Annotated in this window: 14 protein-coding genes; 7 read left to right on the plus strand and 7 right to left on the minus strand. The window is 67.2% G+C overall.

What is annotated here, in order from left to right; translation table 11 throughout:
- Positions 1–41 precede the first annotated feature (41 nt).
- A complete protein-coding gene (locus CFB34_RS05445) occupies positions 42–1,325 on the minus strand; it encodes a 4-aminobutyrate--2-oxoglutarate transaminase (protein WP_083266220.1) in 1,284 nt (427 codons plus the stop codon).
- A 125-nt stretch (positions 1,326–1,450) separates the two neighbouring features.
- On the opposite strand from CFB34_RS05445, the gene CFB34_RS05450 reads away from it, so the two are divergent.
- A complete protein-coding gene (locus CFB34_RS05450) occupies positions 1,451–2,962 on the plus strand; it encodes a PLP-dependent aminotransferase family protein (RefSeq protein WP_089441535.1) in 1,512 nt (503 codons plus the stop codon).
- A gap of 118 nt (positions 2,963–3,080) precedes the next feature.
- Here CFB34_RS05450 and CFB34_RS05455 read toward each other — a convergent pair whose 3' ends face one another.
- The 3 genes from CFB34_RS05455 to CFB34_RS05465 are packed head-to-tail and all read right to left on the minus strand — an operon-like array spanning position 3,081 to position 6,312.
- Positions 3,081–4,613, minus strand: a complete 1,533-nt coding sequence (locus CFB34_RS05455; RefSeq protein ID WP_089441536.1) for a YfcC family protein — start codon at positions 4,611–4,613, stop codon at positions 3,081–3,083.
- Positions 4,614–4,642: 29 nt separating this feature from the next.
- A complete protein-coding gene (locus tag CFB34_RS05460) occupies positions 4,643–5,416 on the minus strand; it encodes an IclR family transcriptional regulator (protein WP_089441537.1) in 774 nt (257 codons plus the stop codon).
- Complete coding sequence (locus CFB34_RS05465) at positions 5,413–6,312, minus strand: N-formylglutamate amidohydrolase (RefSeq protein ID WP_089441538.1); 900 nt, start codon at positions 6,310–6,312, stop codon at positions 5,413–5,415. Before CFB34_RS05465 ends, CFB34_RS05460 begins: the two co-directional genes overlap by 4 nt.
- Before the next feature lie 348 nt (positions 6,313–6,660).
- Here CFB34_RS05465 and CFB34_RS05470 point away from each other — a divergent pair, with 348 nt between their 5' ends.
- The gene (locus CFB34_RS05470; RefSeq protein ID WP_179243772.1) at positions 6,661–7,764 is read left to right on the plus strand and encodes a porin; all 1,104 of its coding nucleotides are present in this window, start codon (positions 6,661–6,663) and stop codon (positions 7,762–7,764) included.
- Between the two features lie 35 nt (positions 7,765–7,799).
- Here CFB34_RS05470 and CFB34_RS05475 read toward each other — a convergent pair whose 3' ends face one another.
- Entirely contained in the window at positions 7,800–8,636 is an 837-nt protein-coding gene (locus tag CFB34_RS05475; protein ID WP_089441605.1) for a DMT family transporter, read from the minus strand.
- 115 nt (positions 8,637–8,751) lie between these two features.
- On the opposite strand from CFB34_RS05475, the gene selD reads away from it, so the two are divergent.
- The 3 genes from selD (at position 8,752) to CFB34_RS05490 (ending at position 11,807) form a co-directional block, all read left to right on the plus strand.
- Positions 8,752–9,816, plus strand: coding sequence for a selenide, water dikinase SelD (gene selD / locus CFB34_RS05480; RefSeq protein ID WP_076841442.1), 1,065 nt, complete (start codon positions 8,752–8,754; stop codon positions 9,814–9,816).
- A 73-nt stretch (positions 9,817–9,889) separates the two neighbouring features.
- Positions 9,890–10,480: a LysE family transporter gene (locus CFB34_RS05485; protein ID WP_089441540.1), complete on the plus strand. Its 591-nt coding sequence runs from the start codon at positions 9,890–9,892 to the stop codon at positions 10,478–10,480.
- A gap of 247 nt (positions 10,481–10,727) precedes the next feature.
- Positions 10,728–11,807 carry a purine nucleoside permease gene (locus CFB34_RS05490; protein WP_089441541.1) on the plus strand — a complete coding sequence of 360 codons (1,080 nt, stop codon included), beginning with the start codon at positions 10,728–10,730 and terminating at the stop codon, positions 11,805–11,807.
- A 219-nt stretch (positions 11,808–12,026) separates the two neighbouring features.
- Here CFB34_RS05490 and CFB34_RS05495 read toward each other — a convergent pair whose 3' ends face one another.
- Together CFB34_RS05495 and ceoR are read right to left on the minus strand one after the other, a co-directional pair.
- On the minus strand, positions 12,027–12,320 hold the full coding sequence (locus CFB34_RS05495; protein ID WP_089441542.1) for a DUF4148 domain-containing protein: 294 nt from the start codon (positions 12,318–12,320) through the stop codon (positions 12,027–12,029).
- Positions 12,321–12,727: 407 nt separating this feature from the next.
- On the minus strand, positions 12,728–13,732 hold the full coding sequence (gene ceoR, locus CFB34_RS05500) for a putative multidrug efflux transcriptional regulator CeoR (protein WP_089441543.1): 1,005 nt from the start codon (positions 13,730–13,732) through the stop codon (positions 12,728–12,730).
- 174 nt (positions 13,733–13,906) lie between these two features.
- Here ceoR and CFB34_RS05505 point away from each other — a divergent pair, with 174 nt between their 5' ends.
- Entirely contained in the window at positions 13,907–14,767 is an 861-nt protein-coding gene (locus CFB34_RS05505) for an alpha/beta hydrolase (protein ID WP_089441544.1), read from the plus strand.
- Positions 14,768–14,799: 32 nt separating this feature from the next.
- On the plus strand, positions 14,800–16,017 hold the full coding sequence (gene ceoA / locus CFB34_RS05510) for a multidrug efflux RND transporter periplasmic adaptor subunit CeoA (protein WP_039367880.1): 1,218 nt from the start codon (positions 14,800–14,802) through the stop codon (positions 16,015–16,017).
- Positions 16,018–16,045: the final 28 nt, after the last annotated feature.

Genomic DNA, 16,045 nt, shown 5'->3' on the forward strand with positions numbered 1-16,045 from the left:
AGACGGCGGCGGCGCATTCAGTGGATGAAGTCGACGGACACTCAGGCCGGCACGCCGACCGTTTCCTTCAGCACTTCCTCGAGGATCACGAGTGCTTCGTCGAACACGGCTTGCGGGATCGTCAGCGGGAACAGGAAGCGCACGACGTTCGAGTACACGCCGCACACGAGCAGCAGCAGGCCGCGCTCGAGCGCACGCGTCTGCACGCGCTTCGTGAATTCCGCATCCGGCTCGCCCGAGCCCGGCTTCAGGAACTCGACCGCGATCATCGCGCCCGGGCCGCGCACGTCGGCGATCTGCGGCACGTCGGCCTGCAGGGCGTTCAGCTTCGCCTTCAGCACGTCGCCGAGTTGCGTCGCGCGCTCGCACAGCTTCTCTTCGTCGATGATCTCGAGCACCGCGTGCGCCGACGCGACGGCCAGCGGGTTGCCCGCGTACGTGCCGCCCAGGCCGCCGGGCGCTGCCGCGTCCATCACGTCCGCACGGCCGACGACGCCCGACAGCGGCATGCCGCCGGCAAGGCTCTTCGCCATCGTGATCAGGTCGGCCAGCACGTCGTAGTGCTGCATCGCGAACAGCTTGCCGGTACGCGCGAAGCCCGTCTGCACTTCGTCGGCGATCAGGAGGATGCCGTGCTCGTTACAGATCTTGCGCAGTGCGCGCACGAATTCGGCCGGCGCCGGGTTGAAGCCGCCTTCGCCCTGGACCGGTTCGAAGATGATCGCGGCGACGCGCTTCGGATCGATGTCGGCCTTGAACAGCATCTCGATCGCCTTGATCGAGTCGGCGGTCGTCACGCCGTGCACGGCGTTCGGGTACGGGGCGTGGAACACGTCGCCCGGGAACGGGCCGAAGTTCAGCTTGTACGGGGCGACCTTGCCGGTCAGCGCCATGCCCATCATGGTGCGGCCGTGGAAGCCGCCCGAGAACGCGATGACGCCCGGACGGCCGGTCGCTGCGCGCGCGATCTTGATCGCGTTCTCGACGGCTTCCGCGCCGGTCGTGAAGAACGCGGTCTTCTTCGGGAAATCGCCCGGCGCGCGGTCGTTGATCTTTTCAGCCAGCTCGACGTACGACGCGTACGGGACGATCTGGTACGCGGTGTGCGTGAAGTTGTTCAGCTGATCCGCGATCGCCTTGACGATCTTCGGGTGGCGGTGGCCGGTGTTCAGCACCGCGATGCCGGCGGCGAAATCGATGAAGCGGCGGCCTTCGACATCCCACAGTTCCGCGTTCTCGGCGCGGGCTGCGTAGAAATCGCACATCACGCCAACGCCGCGCGGGGTGGCGGCGTTCTTGCGGGCCTGCAGGTCGGCATTCTTCACGGTCATCTCCTTGATGTTCTGTCCGGTGAGTAGAAATCGGGCGCTTCGACCGCCCATGGAGGCGACTATAATCACATTTGGCTCTGGCAATCAGAGCCATTTCAATAAATATTCAGGAGCCAATCATGCGCGCGAGCGTGTTGTCGGACTGGCTGGCGCAGCGCCTCGTGCGCGGCGGCGAACAGCCGATCTACCGGCAGCTTCATCGGCTGCTGCAACAGGCGATCCTGTCGCGCGAACTGCCGGCCGGCACGCGCGTGCCGTCGTCGCGGCTCCTGGCCGCCGAGCTCGGGATCGCGCGCAACACGGTCACGCAGGTTTACGAGCAGCTTGCACTCGAAGGTTACGTGAACTCGGCGACCGGCCGCGGCACGTTCGTCGCCGACAGCGCGCCGGACGAGATCGTCGGCGCGCCGACCGACGCGGCCGCCGCGCGCCCGGCGCTCGTGCAGCCGTCCGCGCGGCGGTTGTCCGCGCGCGGCACGCGGCTCGTCGAAGGCGCCGGCGTGTCGAAGCGGCAGGGCGGCGCGTTCATGCCGGGCGTGCCCGATGTGTCGCGATTTCCGGCGCGCGTGTGGACGCGGCTGCACAACAAGTACTGGCGGCGCCTGCGCCCCGACCTGCTGACCTACGCGCCGGGCGGCGGGCTCGCGCTGTTGCGCGAGGCGCTGGCCGACTACCTGCGCACGTCGCGCTCGGTGCGCTGCACGCCCGAGCAGATCGTGATCACGACCGGTATCCACCAGTCGATCGACCTGGCGGTGCGGCTCTTGACCGACCCGGGCGATGCAATCTGGACCGAGGATCCGTGCTACTGGGGCGTGCGCAGCGTGCTGAACGTGTCGGGGCTGACGACGCGGCCGATCCCGGTCGACGACGAAGGCATCGCGCCATCGGCCGCCGATCTCGCCGAACCGCCGAAGCTGATGCTGGTCACGCCGTCGCACCAGTATCCGCTCGGGATGGTGATGAGCCTCGCGCGGCGGCGGATGCTGCTCGAATACGCGCGCCAGCACGGCTGCTGGATCATCGAGGACGACTACGACAGCGAATTCCGCTACGGCAGCCGGCCGCTCGCGTCGCTGCAGGGTCTCGATACGGCCGGGCAGGTGATCTATGTCGGCAGCTTCGGCAAGACGCTGTTCCCGGGGCTGCGGGTCGGTTATCTGGTTGCGCCGGAGCCGCTCGCGGAAAGTTTCGCGACCGCCAGCGCCGAGCTGTATCGCGAAGGACAGTTGCTGCAGCAGGCGGTGCTGGCCGAATTCATCGCGGAAGGGCACTTCGTGTCGCATATCCGCAAGATGCGCACGTTATATGGGCAGCGTCGCGAGGTGCTGCTCGACGCGGTCGCGCAACGCTACGGCAACACGCTGCACGCGCTCGGCAGCGATGCGGGGCTGCATCTGGTCACGCAGTTGCCGGACGGCGTCGACGATCGCGCGGTCGCGCAGGCCGCGCTCGAACGCAATATCGTCGTGCGGCCGTTGTCGGGGTATTACGCGGATCGCGACCGTGCGGCGTCGGGGTTGCTGCTCGGGTATGCGTGCGTGCCGGAGGACGAGATCGCGACCGCGTTCGCGACGCTCGCCGAGGCGATCGACGAGCGGGCGTTTGGTCGGGTGGTCGAGGTGGCTTGAGCGGCGCATTCGGTGGCGGTATCGCGTGGCGATGGCCGTCGCGGCCATCGATACCGGACGGCGGCGTGCGCTGCGCACCGCGAAGAGCACGCGCGTTGTGCAGACCCTGCCGTGAACCTCAATACCCGATCCACACCGCGAACGTCAGTACGACGCACGACAGCGCGAGCAGCGTCAGGAACAGCGGCAGCACGAAGCGGATCCACGCACCGAAATCGACGCGTGCGGTTGCCAGATACGCGAGCAGCATCCCGGACGTCGGCGTGACGAGGTTCGTCAGCCCGCCGCCGAGTACGAACGCGAGCACCGACGTCTGGCCGCTCACGCCGGAGAGCTGCGCGATCGGCCCGATGATCGGCATGCTGACCGCGGCCTTGCCCGACACCGACGGAATGAACACGTCGAGCACCATCTGCACCCCCATCAGCCCGTTCGCGACCCACACCGGCGACTGCCCGTCCGCGAGCCGCGTGAAGAAGTTGATCAGCGTGTCGAGCACGAGGCTGTTCTGCAGCAGCAGTTCGACGGAAGCGGCGAGCCCCATCAACAGCGCCGCGAGGATCATGTTCTTCATCCCGTCGACGAACGCGTCCGCCGCACTGCGCGAATCGAGCCCGCCGATCACGGCCGTCGCGAGGCTCACGAACGTATAGAACGCCGCCAGCTCGACGTTGCCCCACTTCAGTTCGCGCGTGCCGTAGATCAGCATCGCGACCGCTGCGGCGAATACGACCAGCGTCGCCTTGTGGCGCAGCGACAGCTTCGCGGCCGCGTGCGCGGCGTGGCCCGCGGCGGTCTGCCCGGCGCGATAGCCGGTGCTGCGCACGTAGCGCAGCAGGTACAGGATGCCGATCGTCAGGAAGACGACGAACACGGCCGCGCGCAGCGCGACGCCGCTGAACAGCGGCACGCCGACCAGCGGCTGCGCGACGGCCAGCGCGAGCGGGTTCGTCACCGACGCGATATAGCCGATCTTCGCGGCGAGCGCGACCAGTGCGACCGCGAACAGGTCGGAGAGACCCAGGCGCCGCGCGATCACGACCACCATCGGAATGATCACGAGGTACTCGGAGATGAAGCCGAGTAGCGTGCTGCCGAGCCCGATCAGGATCATCAGCATCGGTGTGAGCAGGTACGCATTGTTGCCGGTGAGCTGCAGCAGCCGGTCGATGCCCGCGTCGACCACGCCGGTGCGGCGCATCACGCCGAACATCCCGCCGACGAACATCACCATCACGATCAGCGGCGCATTCTTCAGCAATCCTTCCGGTATCGCGACGAATGCCGAGACGAGGCTCGCGGGCATCGCATGCGTGGGCGTGCTGTGGCTGACTGCTGGTGCAACGAGCGTCGTGAGCGCCGTGGTCTTCGGCACCACGTGATAGGTGCCCGGCACGACGAGCCGGCCGTTGCGCTCGAAACGGCCGGAATCGACGATCCAGGTGAGTGCGATCGCGACGGCCAGCACCCACAGCATCATCACGACCGGATGCAGCATCTTGCCGTGCGGATGCGGCGCGCGGCCGGCGTGGGCCGATGCGTCGCCGGACGCATTGCCGGTCGCGTCGTGGGTCGATGCGTCAGCAGGCGCCGCGAGCGCGGTGGCGTCGGCGGCGCGTGCGCCGGCCGGGTTCGGGGAAGAGGCGGACATCGGATCCTCGTCGAAGAAGGAGCGGGCCGTCAGGCCGGTTGCAGCGCGGCGCGCGCCGGGACGTAGCCGAGTTCGGCGGAAATGGCGAGGCTGCATGCCTGCAGGCGCTCGAGATAGTCGGGGATGTCGGCGTGGCTCACGCGCACCTCGGGCCCCGTCACGCTGACGGAGGCGACCGTCGCACCCGTCAGGTCGCGCACCGGCACCGCGATCCCGACCGCGCCGGGCGTCACCTCGCCGCTGCTCACCGCGTAGCCCTTGCGCGCGACCGCATCGAGTTCGCCGGCGAGCTTCGCCGGATCGTCGGCGTGCCCGTTTCGGCGCAGTTGCGCGAGATAGTCGTCGCGCACCGCGTCGGGCGCGAATGCGAGCAGCACCTTGCCCGATGCGCCGAAATTGATCGGCCGGCGGTTGCCGACCGCGCCGACGGTGCGCACCGCGTGCGTCGTTTCGCAGCGCGCGACGCACACCGATTCGAGCCCTTCGCGCACGCGCAGCACGATGGTCTCGTTGATCGCCTGGTTGAGCGCGAGCATGTGCCGGTGCGCGGCGCGCACGAGCGCGTTCTGCTGCGACGCGGCCACGCCGATCACGAACGCCTGCGGGCCGAGCGCATAGGTGGACGTGCGCGGGTCCTGCACGACGAAGCGATGCAGTTCGAGCGTGCACAGCATCCGGTACGTGCGCGACTTGTTGATGCCGAGCTGCGACGCGAGTTCGGTCACGCCGAGGTTCGGATGCTCGGCCACGTAGGTCAGCAGCTTCAGCGCGCTGTCGACGGCGTCGACGATGTAGGTCGTCATGCGGGGTCTCCCTGCGGCGCGATGCGCGCGCGAACGTAATCGGCGAGTGCATCGAGATACGCATCGACCGAGCGCTTCAGCGTGGCGAAGCCCGCGTGTTTCGTGAATGCGGCCTCATCCATGTACAGCGCGCGGTTGAATTCGATCTGGATGCTGTGGCGCTGCCGCGCGGGATCGGCGAGCGCGGTCAGCAGGTCGCCGCCCTGGTACGGGTCGTTGACCTGCACGCGATAGCCGGCGTCGGCGAACCACTGCGCGGTCCACGCGGTGAAGGCCGGGTCGGCGGTCGTGCCGCGCCGGTCGCTGACGACGACGTCCGGCCGCCATGCGCCCGCGTCGACGTTCATCGCGTTGCCGCGCGACTTCATCGAATGGCAGTCGATATGCCACAGCGCGCCGTGCGCGGCGTGCAGCGGCTCGGCGATGCCGGCGAGCGCGCGGCGGTACGGCAGGTAGTACGCGTCGATCCGGTTGCGGACTGCTTCGAGCGACAGCTTGCGGTCGTACAGCGGCACGCCGGGCAGCGCGTCGCGCCGGATCAGCCCCATCCCGCGCTGCGTGTACGGCTGCGGCGACAGCGGCTCGGGCCACGGTTCGGCGAGCAGCGTTGCGTCGATGTCCGTTTCCGCGCGGTTCGGATCGATGTACGCGCGCGGAAACGTCGCGCCGAGCAGCGTGCCGCCGCGCGCCGGCGCGCCGGCCCACAGTTCGTCGACGTACGCGTCCCACGTCGTGCGGATCGCGTCATCGGGCGCGACGGTGGCGAAGTCCGGCGGATACGCGATGCCGCTGTGCGGCGAGTCGACGACGATCGGCAGGGCCGGCACCGTCGGCGTCGCGACGAAATACGCAGGCGATGCGCCGGCAGTCGCGTTGTTGCAATTAAACGTCAGCATGGGGATCAGGTTCTTTACCTAGTTTCTCGAAGCGTCTCGTGCGTTTGTTTTAATCATTAAAACAGCGTATCAATATTTCACAACGACTGAAAATCGCGGTCAAGGGCTTTTTGCGATACCGGGATTGCACATCGTGATCGGGCTGAAATGCCCGTGGTTATTGGGCTTGTTTCATTCTTTAAAACGCCTGGTGATTCAGGGGTATTCGACTCCCATGTGTGATTTTTGGCATCGCTTGACGCTTCAAATCGACGAATTCGACAATGAATAAGACGATGTTTTATTCAATAAAACACGTTTCGAGCGAACAAAATCGCTCCCCATATTCAATTGATAAAAGGGTCGGAGATGAAGCGAAAAGGAATGGCGGTCGCGCTGGCGGGACTCGCATCGGCGGCGGGTGCGATGCACGCGCATGCGCAGTCGAGCGTGACGCTGTACGGCGTGGTCGATTCGGGGATCACGTACACGAACAACCAGAACGGGCATGCCGCGTGGCAGGCGACCGGCGGCAACGAGCAGGGCACGCGCTTCGGGCTGCTCGGCAAGGAAGACCTCGGCGGCGGCACGCGCGCGGTGTTCCGGCTCGAGAACGGCTTCAACATCGAGAGCGGCGCCGCGAGCCAGGGCGGCCGGCTGTTCGGGCGCCGCGCGTACGTCGGGCTGGAAAACGACCGCTGGGGCACGCTGACGATGGGTCGCCAGTACAACGCGGCGCAGGAAGTGCTGGAGCCGCTGCAGATCGGCGCGACCACCGCGCTCACGCAGTACGCGCTGCATCCGTTCGACACCGACGACCTGAACAACACGTTCCGCACCAATAACGCGGTGCAGTACCAGACGCCCACCTGGTACGGCTTGCGCGCGGTCGGCCTGTACGGTTTCTCGAATTCGACGTCGTTCGCGCAAAACCGCGTGTGGAGCATCGGTACGAGCTACGAGAACGGGCCGCTGCAACTCGGTGCGGCCTACGTGCGCGTCGATCATCCGGCGCTCGACACCACCGGCGCGGCGGCATCCGACAACTACTACACGTTCATCAAGGGCGTGACGCGCCAGCAGATCTGGGGCGCGGGCGGCGCGTATGCGTGGGGCGCCGCGACGTTCGGGCTGCTTTACACGAGCTCGCTGTTCAATCTGCAGACGGGCGGCGCGATGCGCTTCAACAACTACGAGGGCAGCGTGCGCTACCTGATGACGCCCGCGCTGCAGTTCGCGCTCGGCGAAACCTACACGCAGGTGCTCGCGTCGCAGGGGCCGAAGCCGAGTTCGCACTACCTGCAGACGAGCGTCGGTGCACAGTATTTCCTGTCGAAGCGCACCGATATCTACGTAAACGCGTTCTACCAGCGTGCGTCGTCGAACACGGTGGCCGCGATCGAAGGAATCTCGAATCCGTCGAGCACGCGCACGCAGATCGTCGCGGTGACGGGCATCCGCCACAAGTTCTGACGCGCCGGCAAGCCGCGAGCGCGCGCGCTTTCCGCTTACAGCCGGATCAGCGCCGCGCCCGCCACCACCAGCGCGCACGCGGCGAGCCGCTGCGCGCCGGGCCGCTCGCGCATCACGAGCCAGCCGATCGCGACCGCGAAGATCGAGCTCGTTTCGCGCAGCGCGGACACCGTTCCGACCGGCAAGTACCGGTACGCGAGGATCACGATCCCGTACGCCGCGAGCGAGATCGTGCCGGCGATCGCGCCCTGCGTGAGCGCGGTGCGCGAGCCGAGCACCGCGCGCGGGCCGCCCCGCACCGCGCAGACCAGCACGAACTGCGGCACGCTCCACAGCACGTACACCCACGCGATGTAGCCGAGCGCGCTGCCGGATACGCGCGAGCCGATGCCGTCGCAGATCGAATAGGCGGCGATGAACACGCCCGTGAGCAGCGCAAACGGCACGCCTTCGCCGGAGAACCGGAAGCCGCGCCGCAGCGCGAGCGACATGATGCCGAACGACACGAGTGCGATGCCCGCGAAGCCGAACGGCGTCGGCCGCTCGTGCAGGATCGCGAGCGCGAGTACCGACACGAGCAGCGGAGAAATCCCGCGTGCGATCGGGTAGATCTGTCCGAATTCACCGCTGCGATATGCGCGCGCCAGCGTGAAGCAGTACGCGACCTCGAGCGCGGCCGACCCGGCGACGTACGGCCACGCGGCAGGCGCCGGCGCGGGCAGCAGCGCGGCGCCGGCGACGCCGAACACGAAATACGGCAGCGACATCGCGCCGAGCTGGACGAGCCGGTCTTCGCTGACATGGAGGAAGGCATTCCAGATCGCGTGCAGCAACGCGGAGCACAGCACGAGGCCGATGAAGAGGTGGTCCATGGACGAAGCGGCGGACAGGGGCGGGAGCGGAGGCGGCGCGATCATTATGTGGGTATCGGGCGCACTCGCAAGGAATTGTCGATAATGGCGTGTTGTTATTCACCGGATGCCGACCATGACCGAAGCCACCCAAGCCCAGCCTGCCGTTCCGCGCCTCACGAGCCTGTCACATGGCGGCGGCTGCGGCTGCAAGATTGCGCCGGGCGTGCTGTCCGAGCTGTTGAAGCGCGCGACGCCGCCCGCGCTGTTCCCGGATCTGCTGGTCGGCACCGAGACGTCCGACGACGCGGCCGTCTACCGCCTCAACGACGAGCAGGCGATCGTCGCGACCACCGACTTCTTCATGCCGATCGTCGACGATCCGTTCGACTTCGGCCGCATCGCCGCGACCAACGCGCTGTCCGACGTCTATGCGATGGGCGGCAAGCCGATCCTCGCGCTCGCGCTGGTCGGCATGCCGATCAACGTGCTGCCGCACGAGACGATCGCGGCCGTGCTGCGCGGCGGCGAATCGGTATGCGCGGACGCCGGCATCCCGGTCGCGGGCGGCCATTCGATCGATTCGGTCGAGCCGATCTACGGGCTCGCCGCGATCGGCGTCGTGCATCCGTCGCGCGTGAAGCGCAATGCGGCCGCGCGCGCGGGCGACGTGCTCGTGCTCGGCAAGCCGCTCGGCGTCGGCGTGTTGTCCGCCGCGCTGAAAAAGAACCAGCTCGATGCCGACGGCTATGCGCAGATGGTCGCGACGACCACCAAGCTGAACCGGCCGGGCGCCGAACTCGCCGCGTTGCCGGGCGTGCATGCGCTGACTGACGTCACGGGCTTCGGGCTGCTCGGCCATACGCTCGAGCTGGCGCGCGGCGCGCACCTCACCGCGCGCGTGCACTATGCGTCGCTGCCATGGCTCGCGGGCGTCGAGGCGTTCGTCGCCGATGGCGTGTTCACCGGCGCGTCGGGCCGCAACTGGGCCGCGTACGGCGCGGACGTGCAACTGGCCGCTACGCTGCCGCCCGTCGCGCAGGCGCTGCTGACCGACCCGCAGACGTCGGGCGGCTTGCTGGTCGCGTGCGCACCGGAGGCCGTCGACGACGTGCTCGCGTGCTTCCGTGCCGACGGCTTCGACCGCGCGGGCGTGATCGGCGAGATGGTGGACGGGCCCGCACGCGTCGACGTCGCGTGACGTTCAAGCGGCATACACGATTTTTTGCGGTCGCTAGAATCGATGCCTTCCACCGAGAAGGCATCGACGACCGATGAACGACTTCCTGTTCGGGCTGATGATCGCGCTGTCGGTCGGGCCCGTTGCGCTGATGATCGCGAACTACGGGATGCGCGCCGGCACCGCAAGCGGCGTGCGCGCGGCGGTGGGTGTCGCGACGGCCGATGGCTGCTATGCGGTCGTCGCATTCACGCTTGGCGCGATGCTCGCGAGCACGCTCGCCGCCCATCTGTCGCTGTTTCGGCTGATCGGCGCGCTCGTGCTGCTCGCAATGGGCGCGCGGATGCTGTGGCAGGCACTGCGGGATCGCCGCCGTACGTTCGACGGTGATGCACGGCCGCCAGGCAGCCGCCCGTTTTCATCGATGTTCTTCGTCACGCTGGCGAACCCGCTCACGATCCTGTTGTTTTATGGCTATGCAACGGCTGCCGCCGGTGCGCATCGACACTGGCTGCTGGGTGCTGCGTGCGTGTTTGCCGGCAGCCTCGCGGGGCAGCTCGTGTTCGCATTCGGCGGCAGCGTGATCGGCCGGATCGTGAAGTCGCCGGCGCTGCTCGCGGCGAGCCATGTGGTCGCCGCGCTTGTCGTGCTGGGTTACGGGGTGGCGGGGCTGGCGCGGTTGTAGCGGTTCGCCGGGTTACGCGCGTGCCAGTGCGATTGACGTGTTGGAGTCGATCAACCGGATAGTAATCCTGATGGTGTGTCGACGCGCGGAGACCATTTCCTTCGTCATTCCCGCGCGTAGCGGACCCGCACCGACGCACCGTCGCCGTTTCGTAGTCGGGTTCCGCATCGGGCACGCGCGTTCTATACTCCGACGCGCAGTCTACGAGAGCCGTTCTCACCCAACATCATCGAAACAAGGAACGCCGATGCTGACTCGCTCCATTCTTTCCGCCGCTGCATTCTCGCTCGCAGCCTGTGCGACCGCGCCGTCGATCGCGCAGGACAACCAGGGCAACAACGCGGGCAACAATGCATTCGCCGAGACCGGTGCACAGGGCCGCCCGGTCAAGGTCATGATCATTACGATGTTCGGTCCGGAGGGCCAGGCCTGGCTCGACCGGCTCGGCCCGTGGCGCGACATCGCCGTGCCCGGCCTGTCGCCCGACTATCCGAACGTGCATTGCAACAAGCAGGACGTGTGCGTGGTCACGACCGGCATGGGCTATGCGAACGCGTCGGCGACGATCATGGCGCTCACGTTCTCGCAGCGCTTCGACCTGCGCCGCACGTATTTCCTGATCTCCGGCATCGCGGGTGTCGACCCTGCGCAAGGCACGGTCGGTTCGGCCGCGTGGTCGAAATACCTCGTCGATTTCAGCCTGCAGTGGGAGCTCGATGCACGCGAGATTCCGGCCGGCTGGAATACCGGCTTCCTCGGCATCAACACGAAGAGCCCGAACGACAAGCCGCCGCTCGACTATCGCACCGAGGTGTTCCAGCTCAACCCGCAGCTGACCGACGCCGCGGTCGCACTGTCGCGCAACGTCGTGCTCGCCGACAGCGCGCAGGCGCAGGCCGCACGCGCGAAGTTCAACTACGCGCCGGCGAACCGGCCGCCGACGGTGATCCAGTGCGACACGTCATCGGGCAACACGTGGTTCTCGGGCACGCTGATCGGCGAGCGCGCGCGCCAGTGGACGAAGATCCTGACCGACGGCAAGGGCACGTACTGCATGACCGCGCAGGAAGACAACGCGACGTATGAAGCGCTCAAGCGCGCGGCGAGCGTGAAGCGGGTCGACCTGTCGCGCGTCGCGGTGCTGCGTACCGGGTCCGATTTCGACCGGCCGTATGCGGGGCAGACGAGCGCCGACAACCTGCTGAACTACGCGGACCAGGGCGGCTTCGCCCCGGCAACCGAAAACCTGTATCGCGCGGGCAATCCGCTCGTGCAGGACATCGTGACGCACTGGGGCGAATGGCGCGACGGCGTGCCGCGCCGCTAAGTACCGGCCGACGACTCAGCCGCGATCAATGCGAATGCGGGGCCGAACGGAACGGCGTCCACACCGGCGTGGTGTCGTCCCAGTGATCGAGCGGCGAAGGGAGTTGATCGTTCATCATGTTCTCCTGCAACTAACTATCTAGCTGACTGACTCGGCGAGTCGTCGATGAAGGGCTCGAAACGCCGCGCGCGGGGCAACCCGTTGCGCGGCGTTGCGCGTTTACCGGCCCCCGCCGGCGAGCTGGTTGCTTTCCGGCAACGAGCGATACGGGCCTTGCACCAGTTCGAGCCCTTGCGGATACGAGTTGGCCTTGCGCAGGTACGCGAGCGTGCCGTCCTTGCGTGCCTGCTCGACTTCCGCGCTCACTTCGGCGCGCGTGCGCGGGCCGTTGTGTTGCGAGTACCACGACGTGTTGCCGTAGTCGCCGGCGTGCGGGGTGCCGGAATCGGCGAAGGCCGGGGCGGACACGGCGAGCGTGAGGGCGAGGGCGGAGAGAAGATGGCGGCGGTTCATGGCGTAACTCCTGTCTGTCGGAGCTGGCGCTGGAGCGCTTACTCCGGTCCCAACAAGCGGGATCTGTTCGATGCGCAACGAGGTGCGCGACAGGGTTTACTCTAGGTATCTGTTCCGTCGCGATAAATGCGGCAGATGCGAATTGAATTGTCGTGTCAGTGGAACAATCGCCATCCGTACACCCGGCAGGGTTATGCGGAAATCGCTCGAACCCGCTTGCAGCGGGCCTCGCACGGGAGCGGCGACGGCGCGCGGCGACGCAGGCGGACGATTGCGTCGCACGGCACAAAGGTTTGCTGCGGATTCGGGAAGGATCGGGTGCGCCGGGCGGGAAATGGGGCGCGGAGGCGGGACGACACGCGGGCGGGGCAGCCCGCGTGTGCGGTTCAGTTGCTCAGTTCAGGCGCTTACGCAACCCACTCGTTGATGACCGGCGTGTCGAGCGCGGGCGCGCGTTCGGCTTCCTCGAACGTGCGCTTGCTGCACGTCGCGTCGAGGCTGCCCTTGCCGCTCAGCAGCGGGCAGCGGTCGAACACCTCGGCGATCCAGTCGACGAACACGCGCACCTTCGGCGACAGATGGCGGCTGTGCGGATACACGACCGAGATCGGCATCGGCAGCGGCTTGACGCCCGGCAGCACTTCCTTGAGCCGGCCTTCGCGCAGATGCGGCAGCACCATGAAGAGCGGCGGCTGGATCAGCCCGAAGCCTTCGATCCCGCAGGTCACGTAGGCATCCGCGTCGTTCACCGACACGATGCCCTCCATCTTCATCTCGACTTCCTTGCCGTCGGTCAGGAACGTCCAGTCGATCGTGCGGCCGGTGCGGCTCGAGAAATAGTTGACGGCCTTGTGCTGGCTCAGGTCGTCGATCGTCTGCGGCTCGCCGTGGCGCTCGAGATAGTCGGGCGATGCGACCGTCACGCATTCGAACAGGCCGACCCGGCGCGCGACGAGCGACGAGTCCTGCAGCGCGCCGACGCGGATCACGCAATCGACCCCTTCCTGCAGCAGGTCGACCGGCCGGTCGGACAGGCCGAGTTGCAGGTCGATGTCCGGATAGCGCGTATGAAATTCGCACAGCGACGGAATTACGAGCAGCCGCCCGATCGAACCCGGCATGTCGATACGCAACTTTCCGTGCGGCTTCCGGTTGTTCGCCTGGAAGCTTGCCTCGGTTTCCTCGACGTCCGCGAGGATCCGCACGCATCGTTCGTAGTACGCGGCGCCGTCCGGCGTGAGCGACAGCCGGCGCGTAGTCCGGTGCATCAGCCGCACGCCGAGGAACGCTTCGAGATTCTGGATGATCGTCGTGACGGACGCTCGCGGCAAGCTGAGCGTTTCTGCTGCCTTGGTGAAGCTGCTTGTATCGACGACGCGAGTAAACACCTGCATGGCCTGAAGCCGGTCCATCACAACCTCCGCAATCTAATGAGCCTCCGGAACAAAGAGGCTGCGCTACCTCGTGGGTAAACGCAGCCTCGGATTGTTCGGGGGCGTTGAATTGTGTTGCCGGATTATAGGCATTTATCCCAATGTCTGCCGGACCCAGAATTCGTTCCATCTCGAAATGGATGCTGCATCGTCATGGACGCTTCTGAATTCAGCAAATTCCTGAAGGCCGCGTTGCCCGTGCAAGCCACGGCAGGCGCGGCGCTGACGGTCGCCGAAGTCGAAATTCCCGGCTACGCGCAGGACATCGTGCTGCGCCTCTACCGCCGCCCGGACAAGACCGGGTTGCCAGTAGTGCTTTATTTCCACGGTGGCGGCTTCGTGCGCGGTTCGCTCGAAGACGCCGATTTCGCCGCGCGTTTTTTAGCAGAACGCTTACCAGCACTCGTAGTGTCGGTCGGTTATTCGCTCGCACCGGCCTTTCCTTTTCCGGCTGCGCCGGAGGATGCGTATCGCGCCGCCGTGTGGGCCGCGACGCGCGCCCGCGCGTTCGGCGGCAACCCGAAGAAGATCGGTGTCGCGGGCCACGACGCGGGCGGCCAGCTCGCGAACTGCCTCGCGTTCATCGCGCGCGATCGCGGCGAGGTGCAGATCGTCGCGCAGGCGCTGTTCGGGCCGATGCTCGACCCCAGCATGACGCGCATCGGCGACGCCGATCGCCTTGCTTCCGACATCACCCCGCGCGAATGCGCGGCCTGTTATCGCGCGTATCTGCCGCAGGCCGCGCAGCGCATGCACCCGTACGCGGCGCCGCTCGAATCGGTGCGCCTCGCGGGGCTGCCGCCGACGCTCGTCGTCACCGCGCAGAACGACGTGCTGCACGTCGAGGCGGAGAAATATGCGGGCTGCCTGATCTCGTCGGGCGTGCTCACGCAGGTGATCCGCTATCCGGACATCACGCACGCCGCGCTCGCGACGCACGAAGCCGCCTTCGAGGAAGCCGTGCGCTTCTTCCAGTGCCGCTTCCAGGCGCGCCAGCCGAACCGTTCCGAATAACCAAAACCAATCCACGTTTACTGGAGATCCACATGGCCATCCTACGCACCTCCCGTTCCCGAATCGCGACAGCGGCGATCGTGACGCTCGCCGTCGTCGGCCTCGGAACATTCGGCGCGATGCGCGTGAACGCAAACGCACCGGAGAAAGCGGCAGCACCGCTGCCCGAAGTCGACGTCGCGACCGTCGTGCCGCAGACCGTGACCGACTGGCAGAGTTATTCGGGCCGCCTCGAAGCGGTCGAGAAAGTCGACGTGCGCCCGCAGGTGTCGGGCACGATCGTCGCGGTGAACTTCAAGGACGGCGCGCTCGTGAAGAAAGGCGACGTGCTGTTCGTGATCGACCCGCGCCCGTACCAGGCCGAGACCGATCGCGCGGCCGCGCAGCTCGCGGCGGCACAGGCGCGCAACGGCTACGCGCAGACCGACTGGCAGCGCGCGCAGCGGCTGATCGGCGACAACGCGATCGCGAAGCGCGACTACGACGAGAAGCAGAATGCGGCCCGCGAGGCGACGGCGAACCTGAAGGCCGCCGAAGCCGCGCTGGAAACGGCGCGCATCAACCTCGGCTATACGCGGATCACGGCGCCGGTGTCGGGCCGCGTGTCGCGTGCGGAAATCACGCTCGGCAACGTCGTGTCGGCCGGCGCGTCGGCCGCGCCGCTCACGACGCTGGTGTCGGTGTCGCCGATCTACGCGTCGTTCGACGCGGACGAGCAGACCTACCTGCAATACATCAACGGCGCGCGCAACGGCCGCAAGGTGCCGGTCGAGCTCGGCCTCGCGAACGAAACCGGCTACTCGCGCAGCGGCGAGATCGACTCGGTCGACAACCGCCTCGACACGTCGTCCGGCACGATCCGCGTGCGTGCGCGCTTCGACAACGCCGACGGCGCGCTCGTCCCGGGCCTGTATGCACGCGTGAAGGTGGGCGGCAGCGCGCCGCACGAGGCACTGCTCGTCGACGACGCGGCGATCAACACCGACCAGGACAAGAAGTTCGTGTTCGTCGTCGACCAGCAAGGCCGCGTGTCGTACCGCGAAGTGCAGCAGGGGATGCAGCACGGCAACCGGCGCGTGATCGTGAGCGGGCTTTCCGCCGGCGATCGCGTGATCGTGAACGGCACGCAGCGCGTGCGCCCCGGCGAACAGGTGAAGCCGCACATGGTCCCGATGACGGGCGGTGACGCGCCGTCCGCGCCGTTGGCGGGCAACGCGAAGCCGGCCGCCCCGGCGAAGGCGGATTCGTAAGCGGCCTGCCGCTTCCGATCCGCGTTCA

This window comes from Burkholderia sp. HI4860, from assembly GCF_002223045.2.
Classification (GTDB): Bacteria; Pseudomonadota; Gammaproteobacteria; order Burkholderiales; family Burkholderiaceae; genus Burkholderia.

What these genes read in the sequence shown, in the direction of transcription:
- CFB34_RS05495 (WP_089441542.1), bottom strand. Translation starts at nt 12,320, where the DNA reads ATGAACCGCCGCCATCTTCTCTCCGCCCTCGCCCTCACGCTCGCCGTG.
- selD (WP_076841442.1), top strand. Translation starts at nt 8,752, where the DNA reads ATGACCGAAGCCACCCAAGCCCAGCCTGCCGTTCCGCGCCTCACGAGC.
- CFB34_RS05465 (WP_089441538.1), bottom strand. Translation starts at nt 6,312, where the DNA reads ATGCTGACGTTTAATTGCAACAACGCGACTGCCGGCGCATCGCCTGCG.
- ceoA (WP_039367880.1), top strand. Translation starts at nt 14,800, where the DNA reads ATGGCCATCCTACGCACCTCCCGTTCCCGAATCGCGACAGCGGCGATC.
- CFB34_RS05485 (WP_089441540.1), top strand. Translation starts at nt 9,890, where the DNA reads ATGAACGACTTCCTGTTCGGGCTGATGATCGCGCTGTCGGTCGGGCCC.
- ceoR (WP_089441543.1), bottom strand. Translation starts at nt 13,732, where the DNA reads ATGGACCGGCTTCAGGCCATGCAGGTGTTTACTCGCGTCGTCGATACA.
- CFB34_RS05460 (WP_089441537.1), bottom strand. Translation starts at nt 5,416, where the DNA reads ATGACGACCTACATCGTCGACGCCGTCGACAGCGCGCTGAAGCTGCTG.
- CFB34_RS05470 (WP_179243772.1), top strand. Translation starts at nt 6,661, where the DNA reads ATGAAGCGAAAAGGAATGGCGGTCGCGCTGGCGGGACTCGCATCGGCG.
- CFB34_RS05475 (WP_089441605.1), bottom strand. Translation starts at nt 8,636, where the DNA reads ATGGACCACCTCTTCATCGGCCTCGTGCTGTGCTCCGCGTTGCTGCAC.
- CFB34_RS05450 (WP_089441535.1), top strand. Translation starts at nt 1,451, where the DNA reads ATGCGCGCGAGCGTGTTGTCGGACTGGCTGGCGCAGCGCCTCGTGCGC.
- CFB34_RS05455 (WP_089441536.1), bottom strand. Translation starts at nt 4,613, where the DNA reads ATGTCCGCCTCTTCCCCGAACCCGGCCGGCGCACGCGCCGCCGACGCC.
- CFB34_RS05505 (WP_089441544.1), top strand. Translation starts at nt 13,907, where the DNA reads ATGGACGCTTCTGAATTCAGCAAATTCCTGAAGGCCGCGTTGCCCGTG.
- CFB34_RS05490 (WP_089441541.1), top strand. Translation starts at nt 10,728, where the DNA reads ATGCTGACTCGCTCCATTCTTTCCGCCGCTGCATTCTCGCTCGCAGCC.